Genomic DNA, 17982 nt, shown 5'->3' with positions numbered 1-17982 from the left:
AAGCAATCCAGAGTCCCTCTGCGGAAAGATTCTGGATTGCTTCGCTGCGCTCGCAATGACGGTGTGGAGCAGCGAGTGCTCAATTCGTACCGCCTCGCGCCACGACTGTCGCAAAACTGCGACAGGTCGGCGCCGCCATCGCGTCCGCCCGGGCTGACAGAAAACGCCTCCCGCATCATCGTCTGCGCCAAGTCGCGATCAGGCGACGACAAGCGCAAACAGCAACAGCGGGAGTGATCAATGAACAAGGTGGAATTCCTCAGCGTCACCAAAGTGCCCTTTGCCGAACGCTACGACAATTTCATCGGCGGCAAGTTCGTCGCGCCGATCTCCGGGAAATATTTCGACAATGCTTCGCCCCTGACCGGCCAGGTGGTCTGCAAGATCGCGCGCTCCGACGCGCAGGACGTCGAGGCGGCGCTCGACGCGGCGCATGCCGCCAGGGCCGCCTGGGGCCGCACCAGCGTTGCCGAGCGCGCCGCGGTCCTGAACCGGATCGCCGACCGCATGGAAGAGAATCTCGAGCGTCTCGCCATCGCCGAGACCTGGGACAACGGCAAGCCGATCCGCGAGACGCGCGCCGCCGACCTGCCGCTCGCGATCGACCATTTCCGCTATTTCGCCGGCGTGGTGCGCGCCCAGGAAGGCTCGATCGGCGAGATCGACCACGACACCATCGCCTATCATTTCCACGAGCCGCTCGGCGTGGTCGGCCAGATCATTCCCTGGAACTTCCCGCTTCTGATGGCCTGCTGGAAGCTCGCGCCGGCGCTGGCCGCCGGCAATTGCGTGGTGCTCAAGCCCGCCGAGCAGACCCCGGCCTCGATCATGGTCTTCGCCGAGATCATCGCCGACCTGCTGCCGCCTGGCGTGCTCAACATCGTCAACGGCTTTGGCCTCGAGGCCGGCAAGCCGCTGGCGTCGAGCCCGCGCATCGCCAAGATCGCCTTCACCGGCGAGACCACGACGGGCCGGCTGATCATGCAATATGCCAGCCAGAACCTGATTCCTGTGACGCTCGAGCTCGGCGGCAAGTCGCCGAACATCTTCTTCAAGGATGTCACCGCCGAGGACGACGATTTCTTCGACAAGGCGATCGAGGGCTTCGTCATGTTCGCGCTGAACCAGGGCGAGGTCTGCACCTGTCCGAGCCGGGCGCTGGTCCACGCCGACATCTACGACCGCTTCATGGAGCGCGCGCTCAAGCGCGTCGCCGCGATCAAGCAGGGCGATCCGCGCGATGCCACGACCATGATCGGCGCGCAGGCCTCCAGCGAGCAACTCAGCAAGATCCTCTCCTATATCGACATCGGCAAGCAGGAGGGCGCCAAGGTGCTGGCGGGCGGCGGACGCGCCGAGCTCGGCGGCGATCTCGCCGGCGGCTTCTACGTCCAGCCGACCGTGTTCGAGGGCCACAACAAGATGCGAATCTTCCAGGAGGAGATCTTCGGCCCGGTCGTCTCTGTCACGACCTTCAAGACCGACGAGGAGGCGCTCGCGATCGCCAACGACACGCTCTATGGCCTGGGTGCCGGCGTCTGGAGCCGCGACGCCAACCGCTGCTACCGCTTCGGCCGGGAGATCCAGGCCGGCCGGGTCTGGACCAATTGCTACCATGCCTATCCCGCCCATGCGGCGTTCGGCGGCTACAAGCAGTCGGGTGTCGGGCGTGAGACCCACAAGATGATGCTCGATCACTACCAGCAGACCAAGAACCTCCTGGTCAGCTACAGCCCGAAGAAGCTCGGCTTCTTCTGAGCGTGGGAGAGGGCGGCGCCGTTTCGGCGCCGTCCGCTCCGCACGCGCCGTTCTTGGTCCGGTCACGAATCTGCGCGCGCCGTGGCGTGCATAGATTTGTTGCCTGATCAGCGCCAAAGATTTTCCAAAATTTCGATCACGCTGCAGTGCGGCATAATGAAAGTCGTGCCATGCCGCCGCGGTGCTTTCCAAGGGCGTTTGACTTGGGTTAGAGAGGGCGAAAGTTTTCTCTGACCCGGAATTCCCATGGCCGCACCCAAGAAAGCCGCCGCAAGCGCTCCACAGGACAAGATCGACGGCGGTTCGCCCCCGGAATTCACCAGGGAGCAGGAGCTCAAGGCGCTCCGCGACATGCTCCTGATCCGGCGGTTCGAGGAAAAGGCCGGCCAGCTCTACGGCATGGGCGCCATCGGCGGCTTCTGCCACCTCTATATCGGCCAGGAGGCCGTGGTGGTGGGCATGCAGATGGCCCTGAAAGAGGGCGATCAGGTCATCACCGGCTATCGCGATCACGGGCACATGCTCGCGACCGGCATGGATGCCAATGGCGTGATGGCCGAGCTGACGGGACGCCGCGGCGGCTATTCCAAGGGCAAGGGCGGCTCCATGCACATGTTCAGCAAGGAGAAGCACTTCTACGGCGGCCACGGCATCGTCGGTGCCCAGGTCTCGCTCGGCACGGGTCTCGCCTTCGCCAATCACTATCGCGGCAACGGCAATGTCAGCGTCACCTATTTCGGCGACGGCGCGGCCAACCAGGGCCAGGTCTATGAGAGCTTCAACATGGCCGAGCTCTGGAAGCTGCCGGTGATCTACGTCATCGAGAACAACCGCTACGCCATGGGCACCTCGGTCTCGCGCGCCTCGGCGCAGCAGGATTTCTCCAAGCGCGGCGTCTCCTTCAACATCCCCGGCAAGCAGGTCGACGGCATGGACGTCCGCGCCGTGAAGGCGGCGGGCGAGGAGGCGGCGGCCTGGTGCCGCGCCGGCAAGGGTCCCTTCATCCTGGAGATGCAGACCTACCGCTATCGCGGCCACTCGATGTCCGATCCTGCAAAATATCGCACGCGCGAGGAGGTCGAGAAGGTCCGCCACGACCAGGACCCGATCGAGCAGGTGCGCAATCGCCTGCTCGCCGCCAAGGTCAGCGAGGCCGATCTGAAGGCGATCGACGCCGAAGTGCGCGACATCGTCAACGCCTCCGCCGATTTCGCCCAGCACGATCCCGAGCCGGATGCCGCCGAGCTCTGGACCGACGTGTACCGCTGAACGCGCGCAAGCTTTCTTTGGAGAAGACATGCCAATTCAAGTGCTGATGCCCGCGTTGTCGCCCACGATGGAGAAGGGCAACCTCGCCAAATGGCTGAAGAAAGAGGGCGAGCCGATCAAGTCCGGCGACGTCATCGCCGAGATCGAGACCGACAAGGCGACCATGGAGGTCGAGGCGACCGACGAGGGCACGCTCGGCAAGATCCTGATCCCCGAGGGCACCGCCGACGTCGCGGTGAACACCCCGATCGCGACCATTCTCGCCGACGGCGAGAGCGCGGCTGATCTCGCCAAGGCACCCGCAGCGGCCGCGAAGGCTGCGGAGTCCGCGCCGCCCGCCGCGGCAAAGGCCGAGGCGCCCGCGCCGAAAGCTGCGCCTGCTCCGCAGGCCGTCGCCGAGCCCGATCCGGAAGTCCCCGCCGGCACCGAAATGGTGACGCAGACCATCCGCGAAGCCTTGCGCGATGCCATGGCCGAAGAGATGCGCCGCGACGCGGACGTGTTCGTGATGGGCGAAGAGGTCGCCGAATATCAGGGCGCCTACAAGGTCACCCAGGGCCTGCTGCAGGAGTTCGGCGCCAAGCGCGTGATCGATACGCCGATCACCGAGCATGGCTTCGCCGGCGTCGGCGTCGGCGCGGCGATGACCGGGCTCAAGCCGATCGTCGAGTTCATGACCTTCAACTTCGCCATGCAGGCAATCGACCAGATCATCAATTCGGCGGCCAAGACGCTCTACATGTCGGGCGGGCAGATGGGTTGCTCGATCGTGTTCCGCGGTCCGAACGGTGCGGCCGCGCGCGTCGCCGCCCAGCACAGCCAGGACTATTCGGCCTGGTACTCGCACATTCCGGGCCTGAAGGTCGTCGCGCCATATTCGGCCGCCGACGCCAAGGGCCTGCTCAAGGCCGCGATCCGCGATCCCAACCCGGTGATCTTCCTCGAGAACGAGGTGCTGTACGGCCACACCGGCGAAGTGCCCAAGCTCGACGATTTCATCATCCCGATCGGCAAGGCGCGCATCGTCCGCGCCGGCAGCCACGTCACCATCATCTCCTGGTCGAACGGCATGACCTATGCGCTGAAGGCCGCCGACGAGCTTGCCAAGGACGGCATCGAGGCCGAGGTGATCGACCTGCGCACGCTGCGCCCGATGGATACCGAGACCATCGTCAATTCGGTCAAGAAGACCGGCCGGGCCGTCACGGTGGAGGAGGGCTGGGCCCAGAGCGGCGTCGGCGCCGAGATCGCCGCGCGCATCATGGAGAACGCGTTCGATTATCTCGACGCGCCGGTGACGCGCGTCTCCGGCAAGGACGTGCCGATGCCCTATGCCGCGAACCTGGAGAAGCTCGCGCTGCCCTCGGCGGCGGAAGTGGTCGAGGCCGCCAAAGCCGTCTGCTATAGGTAGACCATGGCGGGCCCCAAGGAGCAGCCACTGCCGCCCGACGTCATGACCCGCGACGATGCGGTCGAGATCCTGCGCGTGTTCGTGCTGGACGGCGGGCTGTCGATGGCATTCCAGCGCGCCTTCGAGGAGCCGGACATGTGGGGCCTCCTGCTGGTCGATCTCGCCCGACATGCCGCGCGCGCCTATGCGCGCGAGAGCGAATATACCGAAGAGGACGCGCTGAACCGGATCCTCGACATGTTCCAGGCCGAGATCGAGCGTCCGACCGACACCGGCACCACGACGCCGCGCGGCAAAGGGCACTGACCATGGCGATCGAATCCTATCATTACGATTTCATGCTCGAGGCGATCCGCGAGGCGGAAGCCTCGATCGCGCAGGGCGGCCTGCCGATCGGCGCGGTGCTGACGCGCGACAACAAGATCATCGCGCGCGGCCACAACAACCGCGTGCAGGAGAACAATCCGATCCTGCACGGCGAGATGAGCTGCCTGCGCGAGGCCGGCGCGATCTCGTTCCACGACACCGTCATGTACACCACGCTGTCGCCTTGCTCGATGTGCGCCGGCGCGCTCGGGCTGTTCAAGGTCAAGCTGGTGGTGATAGGGGAGTCCGTCACCTTCGAGGGCTCCAAGGACATCCTGGACAAGTTCGGCATCCCCTGGATCGACCTTGCCGACGACCGCTCCATCACCATGATGAAGAATTGGCGTTCCATCCCCGCCAATGAGCGCCTGTGGCAGGGCGACATCGGCAACTAAACCTGGTCTGTTCGTCTTCGCTGTCGAAAGACGACGTTTTGCAAAGTTCTTCTTGAGGTCAGCATGCCCATCAACATCCTGATGCCCGCTCTCTCGCCGACGATGGAGAAGGGCAACCTCGCCAAGTGGCTGAAGAAGGAAGGCGACAAGGTCAAGTCCGGCGACGTCATCGCCGAGATCGAGACCGACAAGGCGACCATGGAGGTCGAGGCGATCGACGAGGGCACGATCGCCAAGATCCTGGTGCCCGAGGGCACGCAGGATGTCCCGGTCAACGACGTGATCGCGGTGCTCGCCGGCGAGGGCGAGGACGTGAAGGCTGCAGGCAGCGCCAAGCCCAGCGCGTCGGCCGCGCCGCCGAAAGCTGCTGAAGCATCCGCTGCTGCCCCGGCGCCCGCGCCCGCGCCTGCTGCGCCGAAGGCTGCACCGCCGCCCCCCGCGGCTCCGGCCCCTCAGGCTGCAGCGCCTGCCGCGCAGGCCAATGGTCATGGTGGTCGCGTATTCTCCTCGCCGCTGGCGCGGCGCCTGGCCAAGGAAGCCGGCATCGATGTCGGCATGGTCACCGGCACCGGCCCGCACGGCCGCGTGGTCGCGCGCGACGTCGAGCAGGCCAAGTCCGGCAAGGGCCTCAAGGCACCCGCTGCCGCCCCGTCGGGCGCGCCTTCGATCGCGCCGACCATGTCGGACAAGCAGATCCTGTCGTTGTTCGAGCCGGGCTCTTACGACATCGTCCCGCATGACGGCATGCGCCGCACCATTGCCCAGCGCCTGACCGCGTCGATCCAGAACGTCCCGCACTTCTATCTCACCATCGACTGCGACATCGGCAAGCTGCTCACTGCCCGCGAGGAGATCAATGCCGCGGCTCCCAAGGACAAGGAGAAGAAGCCGCTCTACAAGATCTCGGTCAACGACTTCGTCATCAAGGCGATGGCGGTCGCGCTGCAGAAGATCCCGAACTGCAATGTGAGCTGGACCGAAAGCGGCATGGTCAAGCATCATCATTCCGACGTCGGCGTGGCCGTCGCGATGCCCGGCGGCCTGATCACGCCGATCATCCGCAAGGCCGAGACCAAGACGCTGTCGACCATCTCCAACGAGATGAAGGATTTTGCCGCGCGTGCCCGTTCCCGCAAGCTGAAGCCCGAGGAATACCAGGGCGGCACCACGGCGGTCTCCAATCTCGGCATGTACGGCATCAGCCACTTCACCGCCGTGATCAACCCGCCGCATGCGACCATCCTCGCGGTCGGTACCAGCGAGGAGCGTCCCGTCGTGCGCGGCGGCAAGATCGAGATCGCGAACATGATGAGCGTGACCCTGTCCTGCGATCACCGCGCCATCGACGGCGCGCTCGGCGCCGAACTGATCGGCGCGTTCAAGCAGCTGATCGAAAACCCCGTGATGATGATGGTCTGACGCGGCGGCAGAGGGGGCAGCCTTGCATGTCCGTACCCGCTGGCCTTGGATATCGCTGCTGCTCGGCGCCATCGTCGCGCTCAACCCGGTTGGGCTCGACTTTCTTCACTCTGCGTTCTTTGCCGGCGAGCAGCTGGCACGGAACATCGCCCAGCCGATCGTGCTCACCGCGCTGGCCATCATAGTCCTGGTGGTGGTGCTCGAATGGCTGGTGAGGTCTTTTCTGGTCAAGCGCCGCGCCGGCGGCGCCTCTTGAGTTGAACGGGAGCCGCCATGGCCGACACATCCTTCGACGTCATCATCATCGGCTCCGGCCCCGGCGGCTATGTCACCGCGATCCGCGCCGCTCAGCTCGGCTTCAAGACTGCGATCGTCGAAAAGTCCTATCTCGGCGGCATCTGCCTGAACTGGGGCTGCATCCCGACCAAGGCGCTGCTGCGCTCGGCGGAGATCTATCACTACATGCAGCACGCCGGGGATTACGGCCTGTCGGCGGAGAAGGTCTCGTTCGATCCGAAGGCCGTGGTGCAGCGCTCGCGCGGCGTCTCCAAGCGGCTGAACGACGGCGTCGGCTTCCTGATGAAGAAGAACAAGGTCAGCGTGATCTGGGGCGCAGCCTCGATCGATGCGCCCGGCAAGATCACGGTGAAGAAGTCCAACGTCGAGGGCCCGAAGGGCGCGCTGGGTGAGGGGACCTATCAGGCCAAGCACATCATCGTCGCCACCGGCGCGCGGCCGCGCGTGCTGCCGGGACTCGAACCCGACAAGAAGCTGGTCTGGACCTATTTCGAGGCGATGGTGCCGGAGCGGATGCCGAAGTCGCTGCTGGTGGTCGGCTCGGGGGCGATCGGCATCGAGTTCGCATCGTTCTTCCACACGATGGGAAGCGACGTCACCGTGGTCGAGGTGCTGCCGCAGATCCTCCCGGTCGAGGACGCCGAGATCGCAGGCCTCGCCCGCAAGCGGCTGGAGAAGCAGGGCATCAAGATCATGTCCTCGACCAAGGTCACCAAGCTGGAGAAGAAGGCCGACAGCGTCCTCGCCACCATCGACGACGGCAAGGGCAAGCCTGTCACAACCGAGTTCGAGCGCGTGATTTCGGCGGTCGGCGTCGTCGGCAATATCGAGAATCTCGGTCTCGAAAAGCTCGGGGTGAAGACCGACCGCGGCATTGTCGTCGTCGACGGCTACGGCAAGACCAACGTCCCCGGCATCTACGCCATCGGCGATGTCGCCGGTCCCCCGATGCTCGCGCACAAGGCCGAGCATGAAGGCGTGATCTGCATCGAGGCGATCAAGGGCCTGCATCCGCACCCCATGGACAAGAACATGATCCCGGGATGCACCTATTGCCATCCGCAGGTTGCATCCGTCGGTTTGACGGAGGCCAAGGCCAAGGAGAACGGCCGCGAGATCCGCGTCGGCCGCTTCCCCTTCGTCGGCAACGGCAAGGCCATCGCGCTCGGCGAGGACCAGGGCCTGGTCAAGGTCATCTTCGACAAGAAGACCGGCCAGCTGCTCGGCGCTCACATGGTCGGCGCGGAAGTCACCGAGCTGATCCAGGGCTACGTCGTCGCCATGAACCTGGAGACGACGGAAGAAGAGCTGATGCACACGGTCTTCCCGCATCCGACCCTGTCGGAGATGATGAAGGAAGCTGTGCTGGATGCCTATGGACGGGTGTTGAACATTTGACCGCTCGTCATGCGCGGGCTTGACCCGCGCATCCATCCAGCGAAGCGCTCTTCAAGGGATGGATTGCCGGGTCAAGCCCGGCAATGACGGAGGCAAGAAGCTGGCGACCCAAGGAAGAAGAAAGAATCGAGCCATGCACGACAATGACAATCTCACCATCGAACGCCCGACCTTCGTCACGCATCTGGAATGCGCGATGGAGGGCGATCATTACGCGGCCGACCAGGTCCACAACCTCTCCAAGGCCGGCAAGCCGCTTCTGGTCCGCTACGACCTCGCGGGCGTGAAGAAGGCGCTGACCAAGGATGCGCTCAAGGAGCGCCCCGGCGACATGTGGCGCTACCGCGAGCTCTTGCCCGTCCGCAAATGCAAGGACATCGTCTCGCTCGGCGAAGTCACGACGCCCCTGATCCGGCTGCCGAAGCTCGGCGCAAAACTCGGCGGCGGCGAGATCATCGTCAAGGACGAGGGACGGCTGCCGACCGGCTCGTTCAAGGCGCGCGGCCTCGTGATGGCGGTGTCGATGGGCAAGGCGCTCGGCATCAAGCACATGGCGATGCCGACCAACGGCAATGCCGGCGCGGCGCTCGCGGCTTATGCCACGTCCTGCGGCATCAAGACCACGATCTTCTGCCCGGCCGATACGCCGGAGGTGAATGTCAGCGAGATCGAGCTGCAGGGCGCGACCGTCTACCGCGTCAACGGCTATATCGACGATTGCGGCAAGATCGTCGGCGAGGGCAAGGCCAAGGTCGGCTGGTTCGACACCTCGACCTTGAAGGAGCCGTACCGCATCGAGGGCAAGAAGACGATGGGCCTCGAGCTCGCCGAGCAGCTCGGCTGGGACGTGCCCGACGTGATCTTCTATCCGACCGGCGGCGGCACGGGCCTGATCGGCATGTGGAAGGCTTTCGACGAGCTGGAGAAGATCGGCTTCATCGGTTCGAAGCGCCCGCGCATGGTCGCGGTGCAAGCCTCCGGCTGCGCGCCGATGGTGCGCGCCTATGAGGCCGGCACCGAGCATGCGACGCGCTGGGAGGACGCCCACACCATCGCCTCGGGCATCCGCGTGCCGCAGGCGATCGGCGATTTCCTGATCCTGCGCGCGGTGCGCGAGAGCAAGGGCTTTGCCATCGCGGTCGACGACGACAAGATCTCGGCGGCGCTGAACGAGGTCGCGCGCGAGGAGGGGCTCTTGCTCTGCCCCGAGGGCGCCGCCACCTATGCCGCCTACAAGGACAGCCTCGCCGACGGTCGCGTCAGCAAGACCGATCGCGTCATGCTGTTCAACTGCGCGACCGGCCTGAAATACCCGCTGCCGCCGGTCACCCGTACGCTCGATCGTCACAAGCCGATCGACTATTCGCAGTTCTAGCGCGGCAATACGCCACGAATGATTCCTCTTCCCGTACGCGGGAAGAGCAAGAACAATATGACATCTGGGGAGAAGACAATGAAGAAGGCCTTCTGGGCTGCGCTGATTGCTGTTCTCGCTGTTGCAGGCGCTGCGCGCGCCCAGGACTATCCCTCCCATCCCATTACCATCATTGTGCCGTTCGCGGCCGGGGGCCCTTCGGACGCAATGGCGCGGGTGCTCGCCGAGCGCATGCGGGTGCCGCTCGGCCAGCCGGTCGTCGTCGAGAACGTCACCGGAGCAGGCGGCTCGATCGGTGTCGGCCGTGCCGTGCAATCGCCGCCCGACGGCTACACCATCTCGTTCGGCCATCTCGGTACCCACGTCGCCAACGGCGCCGTCTACAAGCTCAAATTCGACCTCGTCGCCGACCTCGAGCCGGTGGTGCTGCTGCCGAGCAACCCGATGATCGTGGTGAGCAAGAACGCGGTGCCCGCGACCTCGCTGAAGGAGCTGATCGACTGGCTGAAGTCGCGGCCCTCGCCGCCGACCGCCGGCACGGCCGGCGCGGGCTCCGGCAGCCACATCGCCGGCGTCTATTTCGAGAGCGTCTCCGGCATCAAGCTGCAATATGTGCCGTATCGCGGCACGGCGCCCGCACTGAACGACCTGATCGCCGGCCAGATCGACATCATCGTCGACCAGACCTCCAACTCCATCGGCCAGGTCCGCGCTGGCACCATCCGCGCCTACGCCGTCACCGACGACAAGCGCCTCGCCTCCGCGCCCGAGATCCCGACCGCGGAGGAGGCGGGCCTGAAAGGCTTCAACATGACGCTGTGGTCGGGCATGTGGGTGCCGAAGGGCACACCGAAGGAGATCGTCGCAAAGCTCAACGCCGCGGCCGTGGAGGCGCTGAACGATCCGGCCGTGAGGAAGCAGCTCGAAAGCCAGGGTCTCGAGATGACGCCCGAGGATCAGCTCACGCCCGAAGCGCTCGGCACGCGGCAAAGGGGCGAGATCGCGAAATGGTGGCCGATCATCAAGGCGGCGAACATCAAGGTGGACTGAGGGCGGGGCGGCGCAGGCCTCGCTGGCCGCGGGGCGCTCACGACGTGGTTTGATGACCCGGTGCCAGCGCACGGTCCAGGCATTGCATCAGATCCGAGGCAGCGAACGGCTTGCCGAGAAAACAGATTGCGCCTGCATTGAGCGCCCGCACACGCACGCCCTCATCCGGGAAAGCTGTGATGAATATGAACGGCGTGGCCGAACCCTGCGCCCGCATCTGCGTCAATAGATCGATTCCGCTCATCAGCGGCATCTGAACGTCGGCGATCACGCAGGAGGTGTCGCTCGGATCGGTCGAGCTCAGGAATTCCTCCGCCGAGGCGAATGTGTGAACGTTGTATCCGCGCGATTCCAGGAGATTGTTGATCGCGGCCCGAACGTAAGGGTCGTCGTCAAGCACCGAGATGACCGAAGCCGCTGACAAGACGTCCGCTCCTCGCCGGGAATTACGCTTGCCGTCGCCACGGCCCCAAAACAAAGGCGTAAGGTGGACCTGCCGGTCATGATTGGAAACTCATACTTAGGTTTGTGCATCGGGCTTGTTCGGGCCAATCCCGAGCGCCTCGCTCATTCTCACCAGGTCGGCCAGCGACTTGGCGCCCATTTTCCGCATGATCTGGCCGCGGTAGATTTTGACGGTGATTTCGGCCAATCCGAGCCGGGCGGCCACCTGCTTGTTCATCAGGCCGGACGTCACCAGTGACAATACGTCTCGCTCCCGCGACGACAGTGTCTCGAAGCGTGATCTGACCGTCGAGACCGTCCTGTTGAGGTCGCGGCGCTTGCGGTCTCGCTCGATCGCGGCCTGGACTGCGTCGAGAATGTCCTGATCGCGGACCGGCTTGGTCAGGAAGTCGATCGCGCCGCTCTTCATGGCCCGAACCGTCATGGGAATATCGCCATGACCGGTAATGAAGATGATGGGCGTGTGGATATTTGCCTTGGCGAGGTCGGTCTGCAGCTCGAGGCCGCTCGTTCCGGGCAGGCGGATGTCGAGCACCAGGCAGCTCGGGACGTCTGGCGGCTTGGCCTGGAGCAGCTGCGGCGCCGAGCCGAATGCCTCGACCTTGAGACCGACCGACTCGAACAGATTGGTGAGCGCGCGGCGCATGGACGCGTCGTCGTCGACGATGAGGACAATCGGTTGATCGCCGTCCTTCTGCGGTGGCGGAGATTCCGCGCGCTCGGTCACGATGCGTCCTCTTGGTGGAGAGGCAAGGTGATCTGAAAAGTCGCGCCGCGCCCCTGATTTGGTATGGCGGAAAGTCGCCCGCCATGGGCCTCGATGATCGATCGGCAGATCGACAGACCCATGCCCATGCCGGACGTCTTCGTGGTGAAGAACGGCGTGAACAGGCGGTCTATCGCCTGTTCGCTGATGCCGCCCCCGCAGTCGGAAACGCTCATTTGCATCGCGCCATCGCCGCTGGCCTGTGAGCGGATCGCCAGTTCGCGCGGGCGATCGAGGACGTCTTCCATGGCCTCGATCCCGTTCATGATCAGGTTGATCAGCACCTGCTGCAATTGGATGCGATCGCCAAAGATCTTCGGCAGTGCCGACGACAGCTCCATGCGGACGGACACGGCGTGGCTGGCCATCTCGCGCTGAACGAGCGCGACGGCCTCCCGCACGACCGCATTGGCGTCCAGCGGAACCATCTCGATGTCAGACCGCTTGGCGAGCGCCCGAACGTGACGGATCACGTCGCCGGCACGCCTGCCGTCCTCGATGATCCATTCGACGGAGCGGCGGGCCGCATTGAGATCCGGCGGACTGCGCTGCAGCCAGGCGAGGCAGGCGTCGGCGTTTGCGATCACTGCAGCGAGCGGCTGATTGATTTCGTGGGCAATCGAGGCGGTCAGCTCACCCAGCGTCGTGACGCGTGTCACATGGGCGAGCTCGGCCTGCGCCTTGCGCAGCGCGTCCTCCGCTTGATTGGCTCGGATCGCCGCGGTTACGTCGGTGCACACGCCACGGTAGCCCAGGAAAGCGCCGTCGGCGTCGAAGAACGGCTTGCCGCTGGTCCGGACGTAGATCGGCTGCCCGCTGCGGTCTTTGCTGCGATACACCAGGTCGCGAAACGGGACGTGGGCGTCGAGCGCCGCTCGATGTTGTCGCCATTTTTCGGGCTCGAGAGCGGCGTCGGGCGCAATATCCCAACGCGTGAGCCCGATCAGGCCGGCGGGGGCGGTGATGGTGTCGGAGTGCTCGGATATCCGGGTGACCCGGTGGTCTGGCCCGGTTTCCCAGAACCAGTCAGATGCAGTTTCGGCATAGTCGCGAAAGCGCTGTTCGCTGTCACGAAGCCTGCGTTCGGCCTCCTTTGTCGCGGTGATGTCGCTGACCGATCCGACGAACTCGACGTGACCGCTCGCATCTCGCATCGCCCGTGCGACTGCGCGAACGTATTTGACGGAACCGTCGGGCATGACCAGCCGGTATTCGTGATCATAATCCTTGCCCTCGCGCGCCGCGCGGCCCGTCGTCTGCTGCACGGCGAGCCGGTCCTCCGGATGGATCCGCTGAAGCATGAATGGGATCGCGGGCTTCGTCCCCTCTTCGCATTGGAAGATGCGATAGGTCTCCTTGGACCAGGTGATCTCGCGGGTTGCGGCCTTCCAGCCGAAACTGCCGGTGTGACTCAATTCCTGCGCCTGGGCGAGGTAAGCCTCGCTCTGTCGCAGCGCGTTCTCCGCCTCCTTGCGCTCGGTGATGTTCTCGCAGGCGACCAGCACGATTGGCCCGCCATTGGCCCGCAGCATGGCCTTGGCGTTCTCGCGCACCCACAGCATCGAGCCGTCCTTGCGAACCTTGCGGATTTCCCAGGTGTGCGACTGATCAACGGTTTCGAGGCACAACGCGACACAGGCGCGGACGGTGGCGCGATCTTCCGCGAGGAAGACATCCAGCACGGATCGGCCGATCAAATCCGCCGGCGTGTAGCCCAGCTGGTCGGCGCCGAACGTGTTCACGTTGATCACGGTACCGGCCGGATCGACCATGAAGTACATGACCGGCGTGTGCTCGAAGACCTGCTGCCACTGCTTGACCGCTTCGAGCAAGTCGGCAGCATTGGGATCGGTGCGCTGCTTGGCGGGTATAGTTTGCCTCAGGCAGCCGACGAGGAACTGCGCGGCTGACTTCCCGAACGTCGCTGCCCGGCCAGGCTTCATCGCAGATGCTCCCGGCACTCACTTCGTGAACATCAGTAGAGCACGTTGCGGCGAGAGGAGCAATTCCGGCCAAAGTCGGATCGACCGTCACGACGTTCAGCTTTGGACTGTCGGCTCGCCGCCGGGTCCGTTGCGGCATCAAGGACACCGTGCCAGTTTTCACGTCGACCGTGCAGCCGGAGCGACGTGCGCCGTCCCGTTGAACATGAGGCTCGACCCCGGGCGAGTACGGAACAAACCTAGGTATAGCTCCTCCATGCCTAGTCATGTCGGCCATTTTACCTCCGTACAATTGAGCGCTTCGTGCCCGGCGGACTAGCCTCTCGACCATCGGGAGTGTCGAAGGGAATAGCTGAGAAAAGCGCAGTAGCAGAGGAAGACAGCAATGTGCGAAATGTCGGTACTTCCTGAGCGTCGCCCATCGGAGTCCGAAAGTTGCTCCTCACTCAACGGCTGTGCGGTGTGCGGCGGCAGGTTTGGTCTGATCCGCTACCATTTCTGGCGTACGGCGCTCTGCTCCAAGAAGTGCGTTGATCGCTTCCGCACGCGGAGCGAACGCGACCGCCGCTGGTTGTTTCGGGCTCAGGTCGCATAGGGCTGCATTGGAGAGCTGATCCGGGAGGCCGCGCGTTGAACCGCACATGCAAGCTCTTCTGCTGGATCGTTCTCATCGCCCCTATCGCGGGCGCCCAGGCACAGGAGACCGGACACGGTGCCGTTCATCGCCAGCACCCGCCCCAGGACCAGGCGCTACACGAAAAGTTCTATTCCACCTGGCACATGCCTGATAACCCGAGCGTCAGTTGTTGCAACAGCGCCGACTGTTATCCGACCGACATCAAGTACGTCGGCGGCCAGATCTACGCGCGGCGCCGGGAGGACGGGAGATACATTCTGATCCCGCCGCAAAAGGTGGAGCGAAACAGGGACAATCCGGACGGCCGAAACCATCTGTGCGCTCCACCGCCCGCACTGTCGCCGCTCGACAGCGTTTACTGCTTCGCTTTGGGAGGTGCCACATGAGATTCGCGTTCGTGCTGGTCAACGGCCGGACCCCGTTCCGGCTGACCTCGTGCATGCAGTGCTGCGAGCCGATCAGCGGCAGCTATCTGCGCGAGATCGCGACCCGTCTGCCTTACTGCGACCATCAGTGCTACGCGTTGTTCTGCGAGACGCTCGCGAAAGATGCCGTGAGAGCGGCTTCATGAAGTTCGTGGTGGTCAATCACGAGCCCCCGCTGCATGCGGCCGCGTGCAGCACATGCTCGCGCTCTCTGCGCTCCGGCTATGTCCGCCATGCGCGGACACAGCGCCGTTACTGTGACGACGTTTGCTACCGGCGCGGCGAATTCTCCACGCTGTTGATGGAATGGCCGGTGTCCGGGCGGACAGGACCGGCCCTGGGAAACGTCGAACTTGCCGCCGTCAGCATGATCGAGACGTTGACGGTCATGGGCGCCGTCTGGTGCTGGAGCTGCACGACCAACACCTGGGCCGTCGCGAGAGCCCTGACCGGCGCATATTTGGACAGTCGCGATCCGATCACGATGGAAGGAGGTGACACCTAGCTGCGCGACTGCAGGCGCGTGGAAGCCGCAGCACCATATCCTTGCAGGCGCCGCGTCCAGCCCCGGCGGCCTCGATCAGGGAACGGGTGCTGCGGCCGCCACGGGCGCCGTCGCGCCGGCCTCGTGTGTCACCACCCGCTGGTCGCTCTTGCCCGCGACCGTGCCGCTGCCCTCGAACCTTGCGCGGTAGACCAGCACGTTCTCGATCACGCGCTGGACGTAGTTTCGCGTCTCGGACAGCGGAATGCGCTCGACCCAGTCGACCGGATCGACATTGGGGTCGCGTGGATCGCCGCGCGCCTGCACCCACTCGCGCACGCGGCCGCGGCCGGCATTGTAGCCGGCGAAGGTCATGATCTGGTTGCCGCGATATTCCGACAGGAGCGCGCTGAGCTCGGCCGCGCCCATCTGCGTGTTGTAGACGGGATCGGACACCATCCTGTCCCAGTCATAGGTCAGGCCGAAACGCCTGGCGGTGTCGCGGCCGGCTTCCGGCGTCACCTGCATCAGCCCGACCGCGTTGGCCGGCGACTTGTCGCGCTGATCGAACGAGCTCTCGGTGCGCGCGACCGAATAGATCACGCTGGTCTCGATCGCGGGCGCAACCTGCTTGTGCTCGGGAATGCCGATGGTCGGGAACGCGTAATGGTCGAGCGCGAGCCCGCGCGCCAGCGCGGTCTTGCCGACCACCAGCATCACCCGCGCATCGTTGCGACGGCCGGCGAGCTCGGCGAGCGCTTCGAGCGCGGCGACATCGGTGCTCTCCTTGGCGAAATCCTCGGCGTAGTAGAACACCATGTCGCGCTCGCCGATGCCGTAGAGCATGTCGGCGGCGCGCACGCGCTCGTCCGCAAGCTGCGTCCCGGCCGCGGCCAGCACGGGCGAGGGCGCACGCAGCTCGATTCCATCGAGGCCGAGCTTGGCCCGGGCGAGCTGGCCGTAATAGGCCGTATGATAGCGCGCCGCCGCCCGATAGCTGATGCGCGCATCGGCCGTCGCACCCATGGCTTCGGCGGCGCGGCCGCGCCAGTAATGGGCTCGCGACAGCGCGATCGGATTGGCCGAGCCATCGTCGATCGCGGCGAAGTGCATCAGCGCCGTCTTGGGGTCGCTCAGAAAGCGCAGCGCGATCCAGCCGCACATGAAGTGATGGTCGACGCGGTAGACTTCCTTTTCCGGCACCGCGGCCGTGCGCACCACCTCATAGGCGGTGCTGGACTTGCCCTGGTCGAGCAGCTTGCGTGCGAGCAGGCGGCGCTCGCGCCACCACGCGTCGGTGTCCTGGGCGGCCATGGTCTCGGGCGCGGCGGCGAGGATCACCTCGGCGGCGTCGTCGATGCGGTCCTTCTGCAGGTGCCATTGCGCGCGGCACAGCACGTAGCCGAGATCGCGGCGCGCATCAGTCGGCACGTCCTCGAGATAGTCCTTGGCCTTGCTGGCCTTGCCGGTGACGGCGGCGCAGGCCTTGACGATGGCAAGCGCATCCTCGCCGAGCCGTCTGGCCGCGCGGCGCGCGCCGTCATAGTCCTTGGCGCCGAGACGCTTGTCCATGCGGGCGCGATGATCGTCCGCCGTGAGCAGATCACGGAAGGCCTGGTAGGAATCCTCTTCGCTCCGCTCGGACAGTTCCTCCGCGCGCCAGGTTTCCCGGACCAGCCGCGCCGCCCTGTCGGTCTCGCCCTCAGTGAGCAGAACGCGCGCGAGCGCGAACTTGCCCTTGGCGCTGGTCGGACGATCCATCGTGAATTTGTGCACGATGGCCGCGTCGGCCTTTTCCTGCCATAGCCGCGCCTCGGCGCGGCGGCGGAGCAGGGCGCTGCTCGGCCAATCGGGATTGGCGGCGAGGAAGGCGGCGTAGCGCTTGAAATTCGCCGTGCTCTCGGAATGGCGCAGCATGAACCAGTCTGCGAGCTTCTGTCCGGCCGGGTCCGTGATGCGCTCGCGCGCAGCGCTCGCGTCCTCGGTCTTGCCCTTGCGCGTCAGATCGATGGCGTCCTTCAGCGCGGCGAGATCGCCGGTCAGCGGCGGCGGCGCCGGCTTGTCGACGGGCTGCTCGACCGTCTTCTTCGATTTGCGCTTGGCCTCGGCGTGCTTGCCATGACGCGCCTTGCCGGCGGCGGCGTGGCGGTGCTTGCCGGCTTTCGCCTCGTGCGTCTTCTTCGGCGCGGATGATTTGTGACTGCTCTTTGCCGCCAGCTCGGTGGGAAGGAGGGCCATCGCGGCCACGGCAACGACACACGCGAGCGAGCGTAGGCACTGGTTCATTCGATGGTCCCCCCTGCGAAACCACTACAAACCAAGGTCCGCACATGCGGCTTGCGAATCAAAGCATCGAACGATGCATCGGCATCGTGTCGCATCCTGAAGCTGTCGCAACAATGCGGCAAAATACGGATCGGAACCGCGGAACTTCCGAAACGGCGGAAGAGGAAGCGGCTTTAACCTTTATTAACGATCAGGGCTCGCGCGACCATTGGCACGGCACAGGACGTCAGAACGGCCC

Annotated in this window: 17 protein-coding genes; 13 read left to right on the top strand and 4 right to left on the bottom strand. The window is 65.0% G+C overall.

Annotation, left to right across the window (positions count from 1 at the left end; translation table 11 throughout):
• Positions 1–240: 240 nt before the first annotated feature.
• The 10 genes from adh to BDOA9_RS23870 all read left to right on the top strand — a co-directional run bounded on the left by adh (position 241) and on the right by BDOA9_RS23870 (position 10738).
• Complete coding sequence (adh, locus tag BDOA9_RS23915) at positions 241–1758, top strand: aldehyde dehydrogenase (RefSeq protein WP_025036494.1); 1518 nt, start codon at positions 241–243, stop codon at positions 1756–1758.
• A gap of 246 nt (positions 1759–2004) precedes the next feature.
• Complete coding sequence (pdhA, locus tag BDOA9_RS23910) at positions 2005–3027, top strand: pyruvate dehydrogenase (acetyl-transferring) E1 component subunit alpha (protein ID WP_025036493.1); 1023 nt, start codon at positions 2005–2007, stop codon at positions 3025–3027.
• Between the two features lie 28 nt (positions 3028–3055).
• Positions 3056–4438 carry a pyruvate dehydrogenase complex E1 component subunit beta gene (locus BDOA9_RS23905; RefSeq protein WP_025036492.1) on the top strand — a complete coding sequence of 461 codons (1383 nt, stop codon included), beginning with the start codon at positions 3056–3058 and terminating at the stop codon, positions 4436–4438.
• Positions 4439–4441: 3 nt separating this feature from the next.
• On the top strand, positions 4442–4744 hold the full coding sequence (locus tag BDOA9_RS23900; RefSeq protein ID WP_008547332.1) for a DUF5076 domain-containing protein: 303 nt from the start codon (positions 4442–4444) through the stop codon (positions 4742–4744).
• Positions 4745–4746: 2 nt separating this feature from the next.
• A complete protein-coding gene (locus BDOA9_RS23895) occupies positions 4747–5199 on the top strand; it encodes a nucleoside deaminase (protein ID WP_025036491.1) in 453 nt (150 codons plus the stop codon).
• A 63-nt stretch (positions 5200–5262) separates the two neighbouring features.
• A complete protein-coding gene (locus tag BDOA9_RS23890) occupies positions 5263–6618 on the top strand; it encodes a pyruvate dehydrogenase complex dihydrolipoamide acetyltransferase (protein ID WP_025036490.1) in 1356 nt (451 codons plus the stop codon).
• A gap of 22 nt (positions 6619–6640) precedes the next feature.
• On the top strand, positions 6641–6874 hold the full coding sequence (locus tag BDOA9_RS23885; RefSeq protein WP_025036489.1) for a hypothetical protein: 234 nt from the start codon (positions 6641–6643) through the stop codon (positions 6872–6874).
• Between the two features lie 17 nt (positions 6875–6891).
• A complete protein-coding gene (lpdA, locus tag BDOA9_RS23880; protein WP_025036488.1) occupies positions 6892–8313 on the top strand; it encodes a dihydrolipoyl dehydrogenase in 1422 nt (473 codons plus the stop codon).
• Between the two features lie 133 nt (positions 8314–8446).
• Positions 8447–9688, top strand: coding sequence for a threonine synthase (locus BDOA9_RS23875; RefSeq protein WP_025036487.1), 1242 nt, complete (start codon positions 8447–8449; stop codon positions 9686–9688).
• 78 nt (positions 9689–9766) lie between these two features.
• Positions 9767–10738, top strand: a complete 972-nt coding sequence (locus BDOA9_RS23870) for a tripartite tricarboxylate transporter substrate binding protein BugD (RefSeq protein ID WP_025036486.1) — start codon at positions 9767–9769, stop codon at positions 10736–10738.
• Between the two features lie 37 nt (positions 10739–10775).
• On the opposite strand, the gene BDOA9_RS23865 is transcribed toward BDOA9_RS23870, so the two are convergent.
• The 3 genes from BDOA9_RS23865 to BDOA9_RS23855 form a co-directional block, all read right to left on the bottom strand.
• Complete coding sequence (locus tag BDOA9_RS23865) at positions 10776–11162, bottom strand: response regulator transcription factor (protein WP_025036485.1); 387 nt, start codon at positions 11160–11162, stop codon at positions 10776–10778.
• Positions 11163–11258: 96 nt separating this feature from the next.
• The gene (locus BDOA9_RS23860) at positions 11259–11930 is read right to left on the bottom strand and encodes a response regulator transcription factor (RefSeq protein WP_025036484.1); all 672 of its coding nucleotides are present in this window, start codon (positions 11928–11930) and stop codon (positions 11259–11261) included.
• Positions 11927–13912, bottom strand: a complete 1986-nt coding sequence (locus BDOA9_RS23855; RefSeq protein WP_025036483.1) for a PAS domain S-box protein — start codon at positions 13910–13912, stop codon at positions 11927–11929. Before BDOA9_RS23855 ends, BDOA9_RS23860 begins: the two co-directional genes overlap by 4 nt.
• Positions 13913–14542: 630 nt before the next feature.
• Between BDOA9_RS23855 and BDOA9_RS23850 the strand changes: the two genes are divergently transcribed.
• From BDOA9_RS23850 to BDOA9_RS23840, 3 genes are read left to right on the top strand one after another with little or no spacing between them, the layout of a single operon-like run.
• Entirely contained in the window at positions 14543–14935 is a 393-nt protein-coding gene (locus BDOA9_RS23850; protein WP_025036482.1) for a hypothetical protein, read from the top strand.
• The gene (locus BDOA9_RS23845) at positions 14932–15120 is read left to right on the top strand and encodes a hypothetical protein (RefSeq protein WP_042336422.1); all 189 of its coding nucleotides are present in this window, start codon (positions 14932–14934) and stop codon (positions 15118–15120) included. Before BDOA9_RS23850 ends, BDOA9_RS23845 begins: the two co-directional genes overlap by 4 nt.
• Entirely contained in the window at positions 15117–15479 is a 363-nt protein-coding gene (locus BDOA9_RS23840; protein WP_025036481.1) for a hypothetical protein, read from the top strand. The genes BDOA9_RS23845 and BDOA9_RS23840 overlap by 4 nt, the downstream gene beginning before the upstream one ends.
• 75 nt (positions 15480–15554) lie before the next feature.
• On the opposite strand, the gene BDOA9_RS23835 is transcribed toward BDOA9_RS23840, so the two are convergent.
• Positions 15555–17744, bottom strand: a complete 2190-nt coding sequence (locus tag BDOA9_RS23835; RefSeq protein WP_025036480.1) for a lytic transglycosylase domain-containing protein — start codon at positions 17742–17744, stop codon at positions 15555–15557.
• Positions 17745–17982: the final 238 nt, after the last annotated feature.

This window comes from Bradyrhizobium sp. DOA9, assembly GCF_000617845.2.
GTDB lineage: Bacteria > Pseudomonadota > Alphaproteobacteria > Rhizobiales > Xanthobacteraceae > Bradyrhizobium.
This window is presented reverse-complemented; position numbering and strand designations above follow the sequence as displayed.